Annotated in this window: 12 protein-coding genes and 1 pseudogene; 10 read left to right on the top strand and 3 right to left on the bottom strand. The window is 66.1% G+C overall.

Annotated features, from left to right (window positions below; translation table 11 throughout):
* The first annotated feature begins 37 nt into the window (after positions 1–37).
* The 10 genes and pseudogenes from ACSKB8_RS38890 to ACSKB8_RS38845 all read left to right on the top strand — a co-directional run bounded on the left by ACSKB8_RS38890 (position 38) and on the right by ACSKB8_RS38845 (position 13193).
* Entirely contained in the window at positions 38–307 is a 270-nt protein-coding gene (locus ACSKB8_RS38890) for a hypothetical protein (RefSeq protein ID WP_091890965.1), read from the top strand.
* A gap of 130 nt (positions 308–437) precedes the next feature.
* Complete coding sequence (ccmI, locus tag ACSKB8_RS38885) at positions 438–1547, top strand: c-type cytochrome biogenesis protein CcmI (RefSeq protein WP_438109737.1); 1110 nt, start codon at positions 438–440, stop codon at positions 1545–1547.
* Positions 1548–1584: 37 nt separating this feature from the next.
* Positions 1585–2094, top strand: coding sequence for a cytochrome c maturation protein CcmE (ccmE, locus tag ACSKB8_RS38880; protein WP_438109735.1), 510 nt, complete (start codon positions 1585–1587; stop codon positions 2092–2094).
* Positions 2091–4073, top strand: coding sequence for a heme lyase CcmF/NrfE family subunit (locus ACSKB8_RS38875; RefSeq protein WP_438109733.1), 1983 nt, complete (start codon positions 2091–2093; stop codon positions 4071–4073). The genes ccmE and ACSKB8_RS38875 overlap by 4 nt, the downstream gene beginning before the upstream one ends.
* A 4-nt stretch (positions 4074–4077) precedes the next feature.
* On the top strand, positions 4078–4560 hold the full coding sequence (locus tag ACSKB8_RS38870) for a cytochrome c-type biogenesis protein (RefSeq protein ID WP_091890976.1): 483 nt from the start codon (positions 4078–4080) through the stop codon (positions 4558–4560).
* Between the two features lie 111 nt (positions 4561–4671).
* A complete protein-coding gene (locus ACSKB8_RS38865; RefSeq protein ID WP_438109731.1) occupies positions 4672–6015 on the top strand; it encodes a methyl-accepting chemotaxis protein in 1344 nt (447 codons plus the stop codon).
* Between the two features lie 221 nt (positions 6016–6236).
* Positions 6237–7814, top strand: a complete 1578-nt coding sequence (locus ACSKB8_RS38860) for a Do family serine endopeptidase (protein ID WP_438109729.1) — start codon at positions 6237–6239, stop codon at positions 7812–7814.
* A gap of 284 nt (positions 7815–8098) precedes the next feature.
* Positions 8099–8779, top strand: coding sequence for a response regulator transcription factor (locus tag ACSKB8_RS38855; RefSeq protein ID WP_438110845.1), 681 nt, complete (start codon positions 8099–8101; stop codon positions 8777–8779).
* Positions 8763–10224, top strand: a pseudogene (locus ACSKB8_RS38850) (ATP-binding protein). Before ACSKB8_RS38855 ends, ACSKB8_RS38850 begins: the two are co-directional and overlap by 17 nt.
* Positions 10221–13193 carry a bifunctional [glutamine synthetase] adenylyltransferase/[glutamine synthetase]-adenylyl-L-tyrosine phosphorylase gene (locus ACSKB8_RS38845; protein ID WP_438109728.1) on the top strand — a complete coding sequence of 991 codons (2973 nt, stop codon included), beginning with the start codon at positions 10221–10223 and terminating at the stop codon, positions 13191–13193. Before ACSKB8_RS38850 ends, ACSKB8_RS38845 begins: the two are co-directional and overlap by 4 nt.
* Here ACSKB8_RS38845 and ACSKB8_RS38840 read toward each other — a convergent pair.
* From ACSKB8_RS38840 to fdhF, 3 genes are read right to left on the bottom strand one after another with little or no spacing between them, the layout of a single operon-like run.
* A complete protein-coding gene (locus tag ACSKB8_RS38840; RefSeq protein WP_164934545.1) occupies positions 13168–13401 on the bottom strand; it encodes a formate dehydrogenase subunit delta in 234 nt (77 codons plus the stop codon). The two genes, ACSKB8_RS38845 and ACSKB8_RS38840, sit on opposite strands and share 26 nt — an antisense overlap.
* Positions 13391–14218: a formate dehydrogenase accessory sulfurtransferase FdhD gene (gene fdhD / locus ACSKB8_RS38835; RefSeq protein WP_438109726.1), complete on the bottom strand. Its 828-nt coding sequence runs from the start codon at positions 14216–14218 to the stop codon at positions 13391–13393. The genes ACSKB8_RS38840 and fdhD overlap by 11 nt, the downstream gene beginning before the upstream one ends.
* Before the next feature lie 4 nt (positions 14219–14222).
* A complete protein-coding gene (gene fdhF, locus ACSKB8_RS38830) occupies positions 14223–17096 on the bottom strand; it encodes a formate dehydrogenase subunit alpha (protein ID WP_438109724.1) in 2874 nt (957 codons plus the stop codon).
* Between the last annotated feature and the right edge of the window lie 10 nt (positions 17097–17106).

The following is a 17106-nucleotide window of genomic DNA, read 5'->3' as shown; positions in this document are numbered from 1 at the left end:
TCCCGTGCAAGTCCGGGGAATTTCTATTTGTGGGCGCATGAAACCCATTATCAGCTCCATCGAAATCGAGAACCGCGTCATCACTGCCAAATATCAACGACTGATGGTCGGCGCGAAGGTGGTGCTGGTCGAGAAGGCAAGCGGTCGGCAACTGCCGGAGACAGTCACCAGGGTCGCCTCGCCGGTTCCGGTGGGGGCGTTGCGCATCAGAATGCCCGCTGCAATCCGGCCCGGAACATACTTCCTGAAGGCCTTCAACGGGCACGGCGAGGATGCCGCACAAAGTGCGGACTTCGAGATCGGCTAAGCCGTTGGAGTTTCATCGTTTCGGGCCGCGCGCGGTCGCGCCGAATTGACAATTGTCAATTGCCGCCTCGTCCGGCCGTGGTGTAAAGCCACCTGTGGGCGCGGATCGTGCGCCGCCGGAAGCTTGCCAGATGACGCTATGGTTCGTGTTCGCGCTGATGACGGTCGCGGCGATTTTCGCCGTGCTTCTGCCGCTCGGGCGCAGCGGACGCGCGCAAAATCAAGGCAGCGAGGTCGCGGTCTACAAGGACCAGTTGGCCGAGATCGAGCGTGATCTCGGCGCGGAACTGATCGCCGCTCCTGAAGCCGAGGCTGCCCGCGTCGAGATCAGCCGCAGGCTGCTCGCCGCGGCCGCCAGCGAACCCGCAACGGCGCCGAAATCGAGCCTCAAATGGCGCCGCGCCGCCGCCGTGCTGGCGCTCGCCGGTCTGCCGCTGGTTGCGATCGGCGTCTACATGCCGCTCGGTTCGCCCAAGCTTCAGGACTTTCCCTTGGCGCAGCGCGAGCGCGGATCCGGGTCCGGCATGGCGCAATCGCTCGAGAACCTCGTCGTGCAGGTCGAGCAACATCTGGAAAAGAATCCGACCGACGGTCGCGGCTGGAACGTGCTCGCGCCGGTGCTGGAGCGGCTCGGCCGCTTCGACGATGCGGTGCGCGCCTATCGCAACTCGCTCACCTACAATGGCGAGAGCGCCGAGCGCCGGTCCGATCTCGGCGAGGCGCTCTCGGCCGCTGCCGGCGGCGTCGTGACCGCCGAGGCCAAGGCGGAATTCGAGCATGCGCGCGCGCTCAACGCCGACGATCCCAAGGCGAACTACTTCCTGGGGCTCGCCGCCGAGCAGGACGGCCGCAAGGACGATGCCGCCAATATCTGGCGCACGCTGCTTGCGAAGGCGCCGGCGGATGCGCCGTGGCGTCCTTTGGTGCAGTCTTCGCTGGCGCGGGTCGGCGGCGGCACGATGCCGGCGCTGTCGGATGAGACGATCGCAGCTTCCAAGGATATGGCCGAGGGCGATCGCAACGCGATGGTGCGCGGCATGGTCGAACGCCTCGCCACGCGCCTCAAACAGAACGGCGATGACGTCGAGGGGTGGCTGCGCCTGGTGCGTGCCTATCTCGTGATGGGCGACCGTGGCAAGGCGGTGGGGGCATCGGCCGATGCCCGGCAGGCCGTCGCCGGCGACGCCGAGCGGCTGCGCCAGCTCAACGAAGGGCTCAGGACTCTCGGGCTCGACGGATGACGATTCTAAGACGAGACGAGCGGAGAACGGATACGCCATGACGCGCAAGCAGCGACGTATGACCATCATCGGCGGCTCGCTCGCCGTGCTCGCCCTCGCGGCCGCGCTGGTGCTCAACGCGTTGCGCGACTCCATCGTGTTCTTCTCGACCCCGACCATGGTCGCCGAGAAGCACGTCGGGCCCGGCAAGCGGTTTCGCCTCGGCGGGCTGGTGCAGCCCGGCTCGCTCCAGCGCGGCGACAATCTCGCGGTGACCTTCGAGGTCGCCGACGGCAACGCCAAGCTGCCGGTCGCCTACAAGGGCATCCTGCCCGACCTGTTCCGTGAAGGGCAGGGCGTCGTCGCCGAAGGCGCGCTCGATGCCAACGGCGTATTCAAGGCCGACACCGTGCTTGCCAAGCACGACGAAACCTACATGCCCAAGGACGTCGCCGATGCCCTGAAGAAGCAGGGGCACTGGAAGGACGATTACGACGGCAAGGCTTCGGGCGGCAGCAAACCTGCGGCCACGACCGCGCAGGGTAATCCGCAGGGAGCGGTGCGGTGATCGCAGAATCCGGACACTACGCGCTGGTGCTGGCGCTCGGGCTTGCATTGATCCAGTCCGTCGTGCCGTTGATCGGCGCCCGCCTGCGCGACGTTGCATTGATGAACGTAGCGCGCTCCACCGCGCTGGCGCAGCTGCTGTTCGTCGGCGCCTCGTTCACGGCGCTGGTGATGCTGCACGTGAACTCGGATTTCTCCGTCGCCAACGTCTACGAGAATTCCCATTCGATGAAGCCGCTGCTCTACAAGATCACCGGTGTGTGGGGAAACCATGAAGGCTCGATGCTGCTGTGGGTGTCGATTCTCGCGCTGTTCGGTGGGCTGGTCGCGGCTTTCGGCAACAATCTGCCGCTGTCGCTGCGTGCGCATGTGCTGGCCGTGCAGGCCTGGATCGCCAGCGCCTTCTATCTCTTCATCCTGGTGACTTCGAACCCGTTCCTGCGCATCGCCAATCCGCCGATCGAGGGGCGCGATCTCAATCCGGTGCTCCAGGACATCGGTCTCGCCGTGCATCCGCCGATGCTCTATCTCGGCTATGTCGGCTTCTCGATCTCGTTCTCCTTCGCCATCGCGGCGCTGATGGAGGGGCGGATCGACGCGGCCTGGGCGCGTTGGGTGCGGCCGTGGACGCTGGTCGCCTGGATCTTCCTGACGCTCGGCATCGCCATGGGCTCGTACTGGGCCTATTACGAGCTCGGCTGGGGCGGCTGGTGGTTCTGGGATCCGGTCGAGAACGCCTCGCTGATGCCGTGGCTCGCCGGCACCGCGCTGCTGCATTCGGCGCTGGTGATGGAGAAGCGCAACGCGCTGAAGGTCTGGACCGTCCTGCTGTCGATCCTGACCTTCTCGCTGTCGCTGCTCGGCACCTTCCTGGTGCGCTCGGGCGTCATCACCTCGGTGCACGCCTTCGCCACCGATCCGACCCGCGGCGTGTTCATCCTGCTGATCCTCTGCCTGTTCATCGGCGGCAGCCTGTCGCTGTTCGCAGGCCGCGCCACTTCGTTGAAGCAGGGCGGCCTGTTCGCGCCGATCTCGCGCGAGGGCGCCTTGGTGCTGAACAACCTCCTGCTCACGGTCGCCTGCGCAGTCGTGCTGTTCGGCACGCTCTATCCGCTGGCGATGGAGATGCTCGCCGACTTCAAGATGTCGGTCGGCGCGCCCTTCTACAATCTCACCTTCGCTCCGCTGTTTGCCCTGTTGCTGCTCGCCGTGCCGTTCGGCCCGATGCTGGCGTGGAAGCGTGGTGATCTGCTCGGCGTGACGCAGCGCCTGCTCGTGGCGGGCGTTGCCAGCCTCGTCGTCATCGCCATCACCTGGGCCTGGGCGCGGGGCGGCAGCGCGCTGGCGCCGCTCGCGATCGGGCTTGGTGTCTTCGTCGTCGCCGGCGCGGTCACCGACATCGTCGAGCGCACGGGCCTGGTTCGCCTGCCATTCGCAACGGTGCTGCACCGGGCGCGCGGCCTGCCACGCTCGGCCTGGGGCACCGCGCTCGCGCATGCCGGCCTCGGTGTCGCGCTGATCGGGATCGTCTGCGAGACCACCTGGAACAGTGAATATATCGCGACGATGAAGCAGAACGAGGTCGCTCACGTCGCCGGCTATGACGTGAAGCTCGACGGGCTGTTTCAGCGCCAGGGCCCGAACTACCGCGAGATGATCGCCGAGTTCAACGTCAGCCGCGACGGCGAGACGCTCAGCATCATGACGCCGTCCAAGCGCAGCTTCACCACCCGCGGCTCGTCGACCACCGAGGCGGCGCTGCTGACCCGCGGCGCGAGCCAGCTCTACATCTCGCTCGGTGACGCCACTGCCGAGGGCGCCATCGCGGTGCGCATCTATCACAAGCCGCTGGTGCTGCTGATCTGGTGGGGGCCGGTGCTGATGGCATTCGGCGGCGTGCTGTCGCTGTCCGACCGCCGCTTGCGGGTCGGTGCGCCGAAGCCGGCGCGGGCCAAGCAGCGCCTCCAGCCGGCGGAGTGATCCGATGCGCCGGATGTGGTTCGTGATCGTCGCGCTGATGTTGCTGGCCTGGCCGGCGGCGCACGCGGTGCAGCCTGACGAGATCATGTCGGATCCCGCCAAGGAGGCGCGCGCGCGCGACTTGTCGCGCGAGCTGCGCTGCATGGTCTGCCAGAACCAGTCGATCGATGATTCCGACGCGCCGCTCGCGCGCGATTTGCGACTGCTGGTGCGTGAGCGCATCGCCGCCGGAGACAGCAATTCGCAGGTGCTCGACTTCCTGGTCGCGCGCTATGGCGAGTTCGTGCTGCTGAAGCCGCGCTTCGAGCGGCAGACCATGCTGCTATGGCTGCTCGCGCCGCTTCTGCTGGTTGGCGGCGGCCTGGCGCTCTGGCTGCAAATTCGACGCCGCGCGCGAAGCGGTGCAGATCTACCGGCACCGCCGCTCTCGCCCGACGAGGAGGCGCGGCTCGCCGCGTTGATGTCGGATGATGCCAAATCGTCCTAGCGTCCTGGCTGCGCCATGATGCGCAGGCCGCCGGTCTCTCCGTGTTTCATGCTATGTTGACCTTTGTCTGGAAACTTGTCGCGAGATTCGATTCCAAACTCTGAGTCCCCAATGTTCGCGAATAGCAATCTGACGATCCGCTTCCTGGTCGGCGCCGTCGTCGCTGCATTATTGTTCTTGCTTGGCATCGGCGGCGGCACCGGATTCGTCGCGGTGCTCTACCTCAACAACGAGATCACCAGCCTATCGTCGGACTTCGCCGCGCTGAGCGGTCCGGCGCGCGACCATGCGATGCAGATCTACCAGCAGGCGCAGACCGCGTTCTCCTATTTCCTGGTCGCCTGCGGCGTGATCGCGGTCGTCGCCGTCGCGATCTGCCTCACCACCTGGTTTGCGGTGCGCAACGGCATCCTCAATCCCTTGGCAGCGATCGTGCATGCCATGCGCGAGGTCGCCGATCAGAAATTCGAGACGCCGGTTCCGGGACTCGGCTGCACCAACGAGATCGGCCTGCTCGCCGGTGCGCTGGAGGTCTTCAAGACCAATGGCCTCGAGCGGCGCCGCCTCACCGAGCGGCAGTTGCATGAGGCGCAGCACCAGGCCGAGCGGTCGACATTTTTGGACGCACGGATCAAGCGCTTCAACGATCTCGTCGCCAGCGTCGTCGACAGCGTGGCGTCCTCTGCCGTGCACCTGAAGAGCAACGCCGAGACGCTGTCGCGGACCGCCAACGACACCAGCACCAAGGCCAATGCGGTGGCAAGCGCCGCGAGCCAGGCCAGCGCCAGCGTCCAGACCGTTGCGGGCTCGGCCGAGGAGATGACCAATTCGATCGGCACGATCAGCCGCCGCGTCACCGACGCGACCCAGCGCGCCGAGGGCGCAGCGTCCCAGGCCGAGAAGAGCCGCGACACCATCCACACGCTGTCCGATGCGGCCGACAAGATCGGCGAGGTCGTGCAGCTCGTGCAGGCAATCGCCTCGCAGACCAATTTGCTGGCGCTCAATGCCACCATCGAGGCGGCGCGGGCGGGGGAGGCCGGCAAGGGATTTGCGGTGGTCGCGTCCGAGGTGAAGAGTTTGGCGCACCAGACCAGCAAGGCGACGGAGGAGATCACCTCGCATGTCGCCAGCATCCAGGGCATCACCGCACAGACGCGCGGCGCGATCGACGGCATCTCCAAGACGCTGTCGGAGATCTCGTCGATCATGTCCGGCATCGAGATCGACACCGCCCAGCAGCGCAATGCCACGCAGGAGATCACGCGCAGCGCCCAGGATGCCGCGCACGGCACGCTCGACGTCTCCAACCACATCGTCCAGATCACCTCGACCTCGGCCGAGACCGGGCGCATGGCCGCCGAGGCGCGTGATTCTGCGGTCGATCTGTCGCGGCAGGCCGAGACCTTGAAACGCGAGGTCGACGAGTTCATCGTCAGTGTCAGGGCAAGCTAAAATCGTCCGAGCAGGGTTCCACGCTCATCGCGGGAACTCGATTAAGTTCCTGTAGAACCACGATTTTCGGGCTGCGCTAAACTGCCGCATCCGCGCCGCTGCTTCATTACGAAAGTTTAACCCCGCCGCCAGCGCACGGTAAGGCGGGAGCCCCCATCTTCAGAACCGTAAGGTGCCGCTATCCGGCGCCAAATGAATTTCAAGGCCCTGGAGATCTCTGCATGACCGACCGTCCCGACCTCTCGAATCTTCCGTCCTACCGGCAGCCGCGCCGGTCGGTGTTCTCCGCGCGCAAGATCGCGCTGATGGCCTCGGTCGTCGCCGGTCTCGGCGCGGCCGTCTATGGCTTCAGCCCGTCGACCTCGCCGGCAGACCTGTTCTCCAGCCCGGCGCATGCGCAGGTCAACCAAGAGGTTCGGAAGGTCGAGCGTCCAATCGGCTTCGCCGACATCGTCGAGCGCGTGAAGCCGTCGGTGATCTCGGTGAAGGTCAACATCAAGGAGAAGACCGCGAGCAACGATGACGGCGATGATTCCTCCTCGCCGTTCCAGCCGGGCTCGCCGATGGAGCGCTTCTTCCGCCGCTTCGGCGGTCCCGATGGTTTCCCGGGCCTCAAGGGCGGCCGTGGCCGCGTCGTGCAGGGCCAGGGCTCCGGCTTCTTCATCTCGCCCGACGGCTATGCCGTGACCAACAACCACGTGGTCGACGGCGCCGACAAGGTCGAGGTCACCACCGACGACGGCAAGACCTACACTGCCAAGGTGATCGGCACCGACCAGCGTACCGACCTCGCCCTGATCAAGGTCGAGGGCAGCTCGAACTTCCCGTTCGCCAAGCTTGCGGATAGCAAGCCGCGGATCGGGGACTGGGTACTCGCGGTCGGCAACCCCTTCGGTCTCGGCGGCACCGTGACTGCGGGCATCGTCTCGGCCAGCGGCCGCGACATCGGCAACGGTCCCTATGATGATTTCATCCAGATCGATGCGCCCGTGAACAAGGGCAATTCGGGCGGTCCGGCTTTCGACACCAACGGCGAGGTGATGGGCGTCAACACCGCGATCTACTCGCCCTCGGGCGGCAGCGTCGGCATCGCGTTCTCGATTCCCGCCAACACCGTCAAGAGCGTGGTGGCCCAGCTCAAGGACAAGGGCTCGGTCAGCCGCGGTTGGATCGGCGTGCAGATCCAGCCGGTGACGTCTGACATCGCCGACAGCCTCGGCATGAAGAAGGCCGAAGGCGCGCTGGTGGCGGAGCCGCAGGCGAACGGTCCGGCGGCGAAGGCCGGTATCGAGTCCGGCGACGTGATCACCTCGGTCAACGGCGAATCCGTCAAGGACGCCCGCGAGCTCGCCCGCACCATCGGCGGCATGGCACCCGGCGCGACCGTGAAGCTCAACGTGCTGCACAAGGGCCAGGACAAGGTGGTGAACCTCACCCTCGGCCAGCTGCCGAACACGATCGAGGCCAAGGCCGACAACGACAATGACAAGGGCAAGGGTGCGAGCCGCGGCACCGACGTTCCCAAGCTCGGCATGACGGTTGCGCCCGCCAATTCCGTGGCCGGTGCCGGCAAGGAAGGCGTCGTGGTAACCGAAGTCGATCCGAAGAGCGCCGCGGCCGAACGCGGCTTCAAGGAAGGCGACGTGATTCTCGAAGTTGGCGGCAAGAGCGTGAGCACCGCCGGCGAAGTCCGCGACGCCATCAACACGGCGCGGACCGACAACAAGAACAGCGTCCTGATGCGCGTGAAGAGCGGCGGCCAGTCGCGCTTCGTCGCCGTGCCCATCGCCAAGGGCTAACAAGGGCTGAAGCCTCAGGAGGTCTACGAGATGAAGGGTGTCGCCGGCATCAGTCGCCCCCGCCGCCGGCGCCCTTCGGGGGAGCAGCGCAACGTTTGCTTCCCTCATCTACCTTCCGGTGGAATTACGCCCCCCTCCGTCGGAAGGCCTAGGGCGGTGAAGTCCCCCCAGCTTCACCGCCCGCCTTTTTCCCGATCCGAGATCGTTCCGCTCGGCTTGCATGCGATTGCCGCTCGCGCCATGTTTAGAGAAGGTTCACTCCCTTGACCGCCGCCGAACGCACGATGCGCCTCCTCATCATCGAAGACGACCGCGAATCCGCCGACTATCTCGTGAAGGCGTTTCGCGAAGTCGGACACATTGCCGATCACGCCGCCGACGGCGACGAAGGCCTCGCCATGGCCGAGAACGGCGATTACGACGTGCTGGTGGTCGACCGCATGCTGCCCAAGCGCGACGGCCTGTCGCTGATCGGTGGGCTGCGCGAGAAGGGCACCACCACGCCGGTGCTGATTCTCTCCGCGCTGGGGCAGGTCGACGACCGCATCAAGGGCCTGCGCGCCGGCGGCGACGATTATCTGCCAAAGCCCTATTCCTTCGCCGAACTGCTGGCCCGCGTCGAGGTGCTGTCGCGCCGCCGCGGCGGCCCGGCCGAGGACACGCTCTACCGCGTCGGCGATCTCGAACTTGATCGGCTGTCCCACCGCGTCGCCCGTGGCAAGGACGAGCTGACGCTCCAGCCGCGCGAATTCCGCCTGCTCGAATACCTCATGAAGCACGCCGGCCAGGTGGTGACGCGCACCATGCTGCTCGAGAACGTCTGGGACTATCATTTCGATCCGCAGACCAACGTGATCGACGTGCACATTTCGCGGCTCCGCTCCAAGATCGACAAGGGTTTCGAGCGCCCGCTGCTGCACACGATCCGGGGCGCGGGGTACATGATCCGTGACGGCATTCGGTAAACTCGTCCGCACCACGGCGTTCCGGCTGACGCTGGTCTATCTGCTGCTGTTCGCGATGTTCGCGGCCTCGCTGCTCGGCTATTTCGCCTGGAATACGCGGCGACTGATCACCGAGGAGATCACGCAGACGGTGAATGCCGAGACCTCGGAGATCAACGAGATCTACGGCCGTGGCGGCATGTTTCGCCTGGTGCGGACGATCGAATATCGGGCGCTGCGCCCGGGCGCCAACCTCTACCTCGTGACGACGCCGACCGGGCAGGCGATCGCCGGCAATGTCGGCTCGCTCGCGCCCGGCGTGATGGCGACGCGCGGCTGGTCGGAGACCGCCTATCGGCGGATCGAGGATGCCGATGAGCGCGACCATCGCGCGCTCGTTCGCGTCACCGAATTGGAGAACGGCTTCCGTCTCCTGATCGGCCGCGACCTCGACGAGAGGCGTCGCCTGTTCGGCATCGTCGCCAAGGCCGCACAATGGTCGATCCTGATCGTCGTGGTGCTCGGCCTCGGCGGCGGCATCTTCGTGGCGCGACGTGTCTTGACGCGCATCGACGCGATGAGCGGTACGGCGCATCGCATCATGATCGGCGATCTCAGTGAGCGCCTGCCGGTAGGGCGCAGCGGCGACGAGCTCGACCGCCTCGCCGAAAACCTCAACGCCATGCTGGAGCGGATCGAGGCGCTGATGGCGGGACTGAAGGAAGTCTCCGACAATATCGCACACGACCTCAAGACGCCGCTGACGCGCTTGCGCAACCGCGCTGAGGAAGCCCTGGCGAAATCGGGCTGCGAGGCGGATTACCGCGCCGCGCTGGAGCGCACCATCGAGGAGTTCGAACGGGCTGATCCGCACCTTCAACGCGCTCTTGATGATCGCGCGTGCCGAGTCCGGGCAGGCGCGCGGCAACATGGACGATTTCGACGCCGCCGAGGTCGCGGGTGGCATCCATGAGCTCTATGAGCCGCTTGCCGAAGATGACGGCATGACCCTGAAGGTCAAGGCCGAGCCGACGCCGGTTCACGCCAACCGCGAACTGATCAGCCAGGCGCTCGCCAATCTCGTCGAGAACGCGATCAAATACGGCAAGCCGGCGGCTCAGGTTGCAGGAACCGTGGTCAGCATGGATGCCAGGCAAATCACGATCGAGGCGAGGCGCGATGGCGACCAGGTGCTGCTCAGCGTCACCGACCGTGGTCCGGGGATCCCCGAAGCGGATCGCAAGCACGTCGTCGAGCGATTCGTGCGGCTGGAGGCCAGCCGCACGCTGCCGGGCTCCGGCCTCGGCCTCAGCCTCGCCTCGGCGGTTGCGACACTGCACGGCGGCGAATTGCGCTTGGGCGATGCCCATCCCGGTCTCGTCGCCACGCTGGTGCTGCCGGCGCGCGCGGGCGCCGGCGACAGGGTTGCTCCGCCAATACAGGATGTGCCACAGAAGGTGGCATGAACCACTCCGCGCCGGGAAACGCGGACAAGCATGGTGAGAGCCTCGCGGCACGCTTCGTGGAGGCTCCCTATGTTGCCGCTTCCACAACCGACGAAAGACGTTTTGGGAATTGGCTGGCCGAGCTCGAGCCGGCGCAATCGGCCCGTCTCGAATCCCTGCTGGTTCAACCCTTCGCCCGGGATATTTTGACCGGCATCGCGGAATTCTCGCCCTATCTGTTCGATCTGGTGCGCGCCGATCCCCTGCGCCTGATCCGGTTGCTCGAATGCGATCCGGATGTGCATCTGGCGGCGCTGATGGCGGAGGCAAGGGGCGCGGTGCTCGCGGCGCCGGATGAGCCCAAGGTGATGCGCCTGCTTCGCCGCATGAAGGCGGAGGCAGCGCTGCTGACCGCGCTATGCGATATCGGCGGCGTCTGGCCGGTGATGCGGGTGACGGCGGCGCTGACTGATGTCGCGGTGTTCTCGGTCCAGGCGGCGCTCCAGTACCTGCTGCGACAGGAAGCCGCACGCGGCAAGCTCTCACCGGCCGATCCCGAGGCGCCCGAACAAGGCTGCGGGCTGATCGTACTCGCGATGGGCAAGATGGGCGCGGGCGAGCTGAACTATTCCAGCGACATTGATCTCATCGTGTTCTTCGATCCCGATGCGACGACGCTCGCGCCAGATATCGAGCCGCAGCCGTTCTTCGTCCGCGTGACGCAGGGGATGGCGCGCATCCTCCAGCAGCGCACCTATGACGGCTATGTCTTCCGTGTCGATCTGCGCTTGCGACCCGATCCGTCGTCGACCCAGGTGGCGATCTCCCGCGACGCCGCGCTGAACTATTACGAGCGGGAAGGGCGCACCTGGGAGCGGGCTGCGATGATCAAGGCGCGCGCCTGCGCCGGCGATGCCAACGCGGGTGAAGCGCTTCTGGCGGAGATCGCGCCCTTCGTCTGGCGCAAGCATCTCGACTTCGCGGCGCTCGCCGACGTGCACGACATGAAGCGGCAGATGCAGACCTATCGCGGCCAGAGCGAGGTCGCCGTCGAGGGACACAACGTCAAGGTCGGGCGCGGCGGCATCCGCGAGATCGAGTTTTTCGCCCAGACCCAGCAATTGATCGCGGGCGGCCGCCATCCGGAATTGCGCGTGCGGCCGACGCTCAAAGCGCTCGACGTGCTCGCCTCCAGCAACTGGATCACCTTTGCGGCGCGCGACGAGCTCACCACGGCCTACGAATTCCTGCGCCGGGTCGAGCACCGTCTGCAGATGATCGCCGACGAGCAGACCCATACGCTGCCCGAGGACAAGGAAGCCGTCGAGCGCTTCGCCTGGTTCTTCGGCTATCCGGATCGGGAGGCCTTTGCACGCGACCTGTTGCGGCAGCTCGAAATCGTTCAGGGACACTACGAAAAACTGTTCGAGGGCGACGATCCGACCGGGACAGACAAACTGCTGCCGACGCTCGACTACAGTGCCGGTCCCGACGATCCGCGCCTGCTTCAGCACCTGGTGACGCTCGGCTTCAAGAAGCCGGCTGCCGTCGCGCAGACGGTGCGCGACTGGATCACCGGCGATTATCGCGTGTTTCGCAATGAGGCGACGCGCAGCGCCTTCATCGAGTTCGTGCCGGCCCTGATCGACGGTCTTGCCCATGCCGAGGAACCGGATCGCGCGGTGGTGGCGTTCGATCAGTTCCTGGGGGCGCTCCAGCGCGGCGGCCGGCTGATCACGCTGCTCGGCCAGAACCGTGAGCTCGTCGCGCTGGTGGCGCTGGTGCTGGGCGCGGCGCCCCGGCTCGGCGAGATGCTGGCGCGGCAGCCGCAGCTCATGGACGGTCTGATCGATCCGCGCTTCTTCGGCGCCATGCCCGACAGGCAGGAATTGTCGGGACGGCTCGCGACGACCGTGCAGGACGCGGGCTCATACGAGGAGTTTCTCGATCGCCTGCGCCTGTTCGGGCAGGAGAGCCTGTTCCTGATCGGCACGCGCATCCTGTCCGGCACGGTCTCGGCGCAGCAGGCGAGCACCGCTTTTGCCGACGTCGCCGAAGGCATCGTCCACACCGTGCATGGCCTCGTCGCCGATCGCTTTGCCGCCCAGCACGGCCGCATCAGGGATCAGCAGACCGCGATCATCGCGATGGGTCGGCTCGGCAGCCGCGAGATGACCGCCTCGTCCGATCTCGATCTGATCCTGCTCTACGATTTCGACAGCGACAATCCGGATTCCGACGGTGCGAAATCGCTGCAGGGTGCGCATTACTTTGCCCGCTTCACTCAGCGCCTGATCAGCGCCTTCACGACCCGCACCAATTACGGCGTGCTCTACGAGATCGACATGCGGCTGCGTCCGTCGGGACGCGCCGGTCCCGTGGCCTCGAGCCTCACTTCGTTCGCGGACTACCAGGCCAACGAGGCCTGGACCTGGGAGCACATGGCGCTGACGCGCGCCCGCGTGGTCTCGGCGTCGCCTGAATTCCGCGAACGGATCGAGCGCGTCATCCGCGATGTTCTGACCCGCCGCCGCGATCCCGCAATCACCACCCACGATGTTGCCGACATGCGGCGCGCGATCGCTCAGGAGAAGGGCGAGGCCGATTGCTGGGATCTCAAACATGCTGCTGGCGGCATGGTCGATATCGATTTCATTGCACAATACCTCCAGCTCGTGCATGCCCACGACAAGCCGGAGATCCTCGACGTCAGCACCCTGCAGGTGCTGGAAAATGCATGCAGGCTTGGCGTGCTCGCGCAATCGGAGACCGAGATATTGCGTGCCGCAGCGCGGCTCTATCACGACCTGACGCAGATCTTGCGGCTTTGCGTCAGCGAGCGCTTCAAGCCGGAAACCGCCGGCACCGACCTCCTGCGGGTGATGGCGCGCGCTGGCGATGCGCCGGACTTCTCGTCGCTGGAGGCGCGTGTGAAGGAAACGCAGAGCGAGGTGCGGCGCGTGTTCAGGGCGCTGCTGGAAGGGTTGTAGTTTGCTTCAGCGAGGTGAGGGCCTCGCGCACGTTTGGCTCGAGCCCCACTCCACCCGCATCGAGATGGACGAAGATCGCGCGCTTCATGCGGGGATCCCAGAACTTCTTGATGTGTTCGGCAATGCCAGGCACGGCCTTGTCATGGCCCTGGCTCTGGAAGAACTTGCCGATCTGGTTGGCCATGTAGATCAGGCGGTCAGGCGACATCGGCAACCTCCGTGGCATGGCGGGCGACGACCCGGTCACCATGCGAAAACACTTCGAACCCGTCCTGGCGGGCAATGGCAATCAGTGTGATGCCGGCGGCTTCCGCCGTGCGTACCGCGAGCGCGGTCGGCGCGGACACGGCGACCATCACGGGGGCGCCGATCGCGGCCGTCTTCTGCACCATCTCCACCGAGACGCGGCTCGTCAGCAGCACCATGCCGCCGCGCGCATCCGTGCGGCTGCGCGCTAGCGCCCCGGCGAGCTTGTCCAGCGCGTTGTGGCGGCCGACATCCTCGCGCAGCGCGATGATGCCCCCGGCGGGGGACCAGAACGCGGCGGCGTGAACGGCACGGGTTTGCAGATTGATCGATTGCAACGGCGCGATGGCCTGCATCGCCGCCATGATTTCATCCGGCACGAAGCTCTGCCCCTGCGGCACCACGGCCGCCGGCCGTACCGCCTCGGCAATGGACTCGATGCCGCAGATGCCGCAGCCTGTTGGACCTGCGATGTGGCGCCGACGCTCGCTGATGCGCGCGGCGTCTTCCGATGCCAGCCACATGCGCAGCTCGATGCCGTCGTCGAGGCGGACCACTTCGAGCGACCGGATGTCGTCGACCGATCCGACGATGCCTTCGCTCACGCTGAAGCCGACGGCAAAATCTTCCAGATTCTGCGGTGTCCCCATCATGACGGCGTAGGTGCCGCCGTTGTAGGTCAGCGCCAGCGGCGTCTCCTCCGGGATCAGCCGCGCGCCCTCTGAGGCCGCACCGTCGCGCCAGATCTCGCGGTCGATGGCCTGAACCGGAACGTGCATGCGGTTACTCCGCAGCCTCGGCCGGCACGATGCGGCGGGACTGCCGCGCCTGCGCGTCATAAGCCTTCTGCCAGTCCGACGGGCCGTTCGAGGGCGAGACCTGCACCGCCGTGACCTTGTATTCAGGGCAGTTGGTGGCCCAGTCCGAATAGTCGGTGGTGATGACGTTGGCCTGCGTGTCCGGGTGGTGGAACGTGGTGTAGACGACACCGGGCGCGACGCGGTCGGTGATCTCCGCGCGCAACGTGGTCTCGCCGGCGCGGCTTTTTAGGCGTACCCAGTCGCCGTCACGCACGCCGCGCTGCTCGGCATCGTGCGGATGGATCTCCAGCCGGTCCTCGGCATGCCAGACCACGTTGTCGGTGCGCCGGGTCTGGGCGCCGACATTGTACTGGCTGAGGATACGGCCCGTGGTGAGCAGTAGCGGATAGCGCGGGCCGGTGCGCTCGTCGGTCGCGACATATTCGGTGACGACGAACTTGCCCTTGCCGCGGACGAAGCCATCAATATGCATCACCGGCGTGCCCTCCGGCGCCTTCTCGTTGCACGGCCACTGCACTGAGCCGAGCTCGTCGAGCTTGGCATAGGAGACGCCGGCGAAGGTCGGGGTCAGCGCCGCGATCTCGTCCATGATCTCGGAGGGATGGCTGTAGTTCATCTCGAAGCCCATGGCCTTGGCGAGGCCGATAGTGACCTCCCAATCGGCAATGCCGTTCTTCGGCGTTATCACCTTGCGCACGCGCTGGATGCGGCGTTCGGCGTTGGTGAAGGTGCCGTCCTTCTCGAGGAAGCTCGAGCCGGGCAGGAAGACGTGGGCGTAGTTCGCGGTCTCGTTGAGGAAAAGATCGTGGACGATGACGCATTCCATCGCCGACAGCGCCGCCACCACGTGCGAGGTGTTGGGATCGGACTGCAGGATGTCCTCGCCCTGCACGTAGATTCCCATGAACGTGCCTTCGACCGCGGCATCGAACATGTTGGGGATGCGCAGGCCCGGCTCCGGGTTGAGCTTGACGTTCCACAGCGCCTCGAACTGGTCGCGCACGGCATCGCCCGAGATGTGGCGGTAGCCGGGCAGCTCGTGCGGGAACGAGCCCATGTCGCAGGAGCCCTGCACGTTGTTCTGGCCGCGCAGCGGGTTCACGCCGACGCCGGGGCGGCCGATATTGCCTGTTGCCATCGCGAGGTTGGCGATCGCGATCACGGTGGTCGAGCCCTGGCTGTGCTCGGTGACGCCGAGGCCGTAATAGATCGCGCCGTTGCCGCCGGTGGCGTAGATGCGGGCCGCCTCGCGCAGCGTCTTGGGATCGACACCGGTGAGGATCGCGGTGGCTTCCGGGCTGTTCTTGGGCTGCGCGACGAAGGCGGCCCATTCCTCGAACTCGCTCCAGTCGCAGCGCTCGCGCACGAAGGCTTCGTTGACGAGGCCTTCGGTAACGATGACATGCGCCAGCGCGGTCATGACGGCGACGTTGGTGCCGGGCATCAAGGGCAGGTGCAGCGCCTTCACATGCGGCGACTCCACCATCTCGGTGCGGCGCGGATCGATCACGATCAGCTTGGCGCCCTGGCGCAGCCGCTTCTTCAGCCGCGAGGCGAACACCGGGTGCGCCGAGGCGGGGTTGGCGCCGATGATGAGCACGACATCGGTGTCTTCCACGGAGTCGAAATCTTGCGTGCCGGCGGAGGTGCCGAAGGTGGTGGCGAGGCCGTAGCCGGTCGGGGAGTGACAGACGCGGGCGCAGGTGTCGACATTGTTGTTGCCGAAGCCGGCGCGGATCAGCTTCTGCACCAGGTAGGTTTCCTCGTTGGTGCAGCGCGACGAGGTGATGCCGCCGATGGCGTCGCGGCCGTATTTCTTCTGGATGCCGCGCATCTTCGTGGCGGCGAACGAGAACGCCTCGTCCCACGACACTTCGCGCCAGGGATCCTCGATCCGTTCGCGGATCATCGGTTTAAGGATGCGCTCCTTGTGGTTGGTGTAGCCCCAGGCGAAGCGGCCCTTGACGCAGGAATGGCCGCGATTGGCCTTGCCGTCCTTGTAAGGCACCATGCGCACCACTTCCTCGCCGCGCATCTCGGCCTTGAAGGCGCAGCCGACGCCGCAATAGGCGCAGGTGGTGACGACGGAGTGCTCGGGCTGGCCGATCTCGATCACCGACTTCTCGGTCAGCGTCGCGGTCGGGCAGGCCTGCACGCAGGCGCCGCAGGAGACGCATTCGGAACCGAGGAAGCTCTCGCTCATGCCCGGCGAGACGCGGCTGTCGAAGCCGCGCCCCGAGATCGTCAGCGCGAAGGTGCCTTGCACCTCCTCGCAGGCGCGGACGCAGCGCGAGCAGACGATGCACTTGGAGGGATCGTAGGTGAAGTAGGGATTGGACTCGTCCTTCGGCATCCAGTGGTCGTTGGTGCAGCCATCCGTCTTCGCGAAGACGTGGTTCTCGCCCTCATAGCCGTAGCGCACGTCGCGCAGGCCCACCGCGCCGGCCATGTCCTGCAATTCGCAATCGCCGTTGGCGCCGCAGGTGAGGCAGTCGAGCGGATGGTCGGAGATGTAGAGCTCCATCACGCCCTTGCGCAGCTGCTTCAGCCGCTCGGTCTGGGTGTGCACGACGAGGCCGTTCATCACGGGGGTGGTGCAGGAGGCCGGCGTGCCGGCGCGCCCCTCGATCTCGACCAGGCAGAGACGGCAGGAGCCAAACGCGTCGACCATGTCGGTGGCGCAGAGTTTGGGAATCTGGTGGCCCGCGTCCATCGCGGCGCGCATGATCGAAGTGCCCTCGGGCACCGTGACTTGGTTGCCGTCGATGGTCAGCGTCACCATCGTTTCCGATTTCGAGCGCGGCGTGCCGAAGTCGATTTCTTCGATCAGAGACATTGTCGTTCTC

This window comes from Bradyrhizobium sp. BR 1432, assembly GCF_051547705.1.
Classification (GTDB): domain Bacteria; phylum Pseudomonadota; class Alphaproteobacteria; order Rhizobiales; family Xanthobacteraceae; genus Bradyrhizobium; species Bradyrhizobium zhanjiangense.
Note: the sequence above shows the minus strand (reverse complement) of the source record. Positions and strands in the feature narration are given on the sequence as shown.

Excerpts from the sequence above, each read along its gene's own strand:
- ACSKB8_RS38890 (WP_091890965.1), top strand. The coding sequence starts at position 38 with ATGAAACCCATTATCAGCTCCATCGAAATCGAGAACCGCGTCATCACT.
- ccmI (WP_438109737.1), top strand. The coding sequence starts at position 438 with ATGACGCTATGGTTCGTGTTCGCGCTGATGACGGTCGCGGCGATTTTC.
- ccmE (WP_438109735.1), top strand. The coding sequence starts at position 1,585 with ATGACGCGCAAGCAGCGACGTATGACCATCATCGGCGGCTCGCTCGCC.
- ACSKB8_RS38870 (WP_091890976.1), top strand. The coding sequence starts at position 4,078 with ATGCGCCGGATGTGGTTCGTGATCGTCGCGCTGATGTTGCTGGCCTGG.
- ACSKB8_RS38865 (WP_438109731.1), top strand. The coding sequence starts at position 4,672 with ATGTTCGCGAATAGCAATCTGACGATCCGCTTCCTGGTCGGCGCCGTC.
- ACSKB8_RS38860 (WP_438109729.1), top strand. The coding sequence starts at position 6,237 with ATGACCGACCGTCCCGACCTCTCGAATCTTCCGTCCTACCGGCAGCCG.
- ACSKB8_RS38855 (WP_438110845.1), top strand. The coding sequence starts at position 8,099 with ATGCGCCTCCTCATCATCGAAGACGACCGCGAATCCGCCGACTATCTC.
- ACSKB8_RS38845 (WP_438109728.1), top strand. The coding sequence starts at position 10,221 with ATGAACCACTCCGCGCCGGGAAACGCGGACAAGCATGGTGAGAGCCTC.
- ACSKB8_RS38840 (WP_164934545.1), bottom strand. The coding sequence starts at position 13,401 with ATGTCGCCTGACCGCCTGATCTACATGGCCAACCAGATCGGCAAGTTC.
- fdhD (WP_438109726.1), bottom strand. The coding sequence starts at position 14,218 with ATGCACGTTCCGGTTCAGGCCATCGACCGCGAGATCTGGCGCGACGGT.
- fdhF (WP_438109724.1), bottom strand. The coding sequence starts at position 17,096 with ATGTCTCTGATCGAAGAAATCGACTTCGGCACGCCGCGCTCGAAATCG.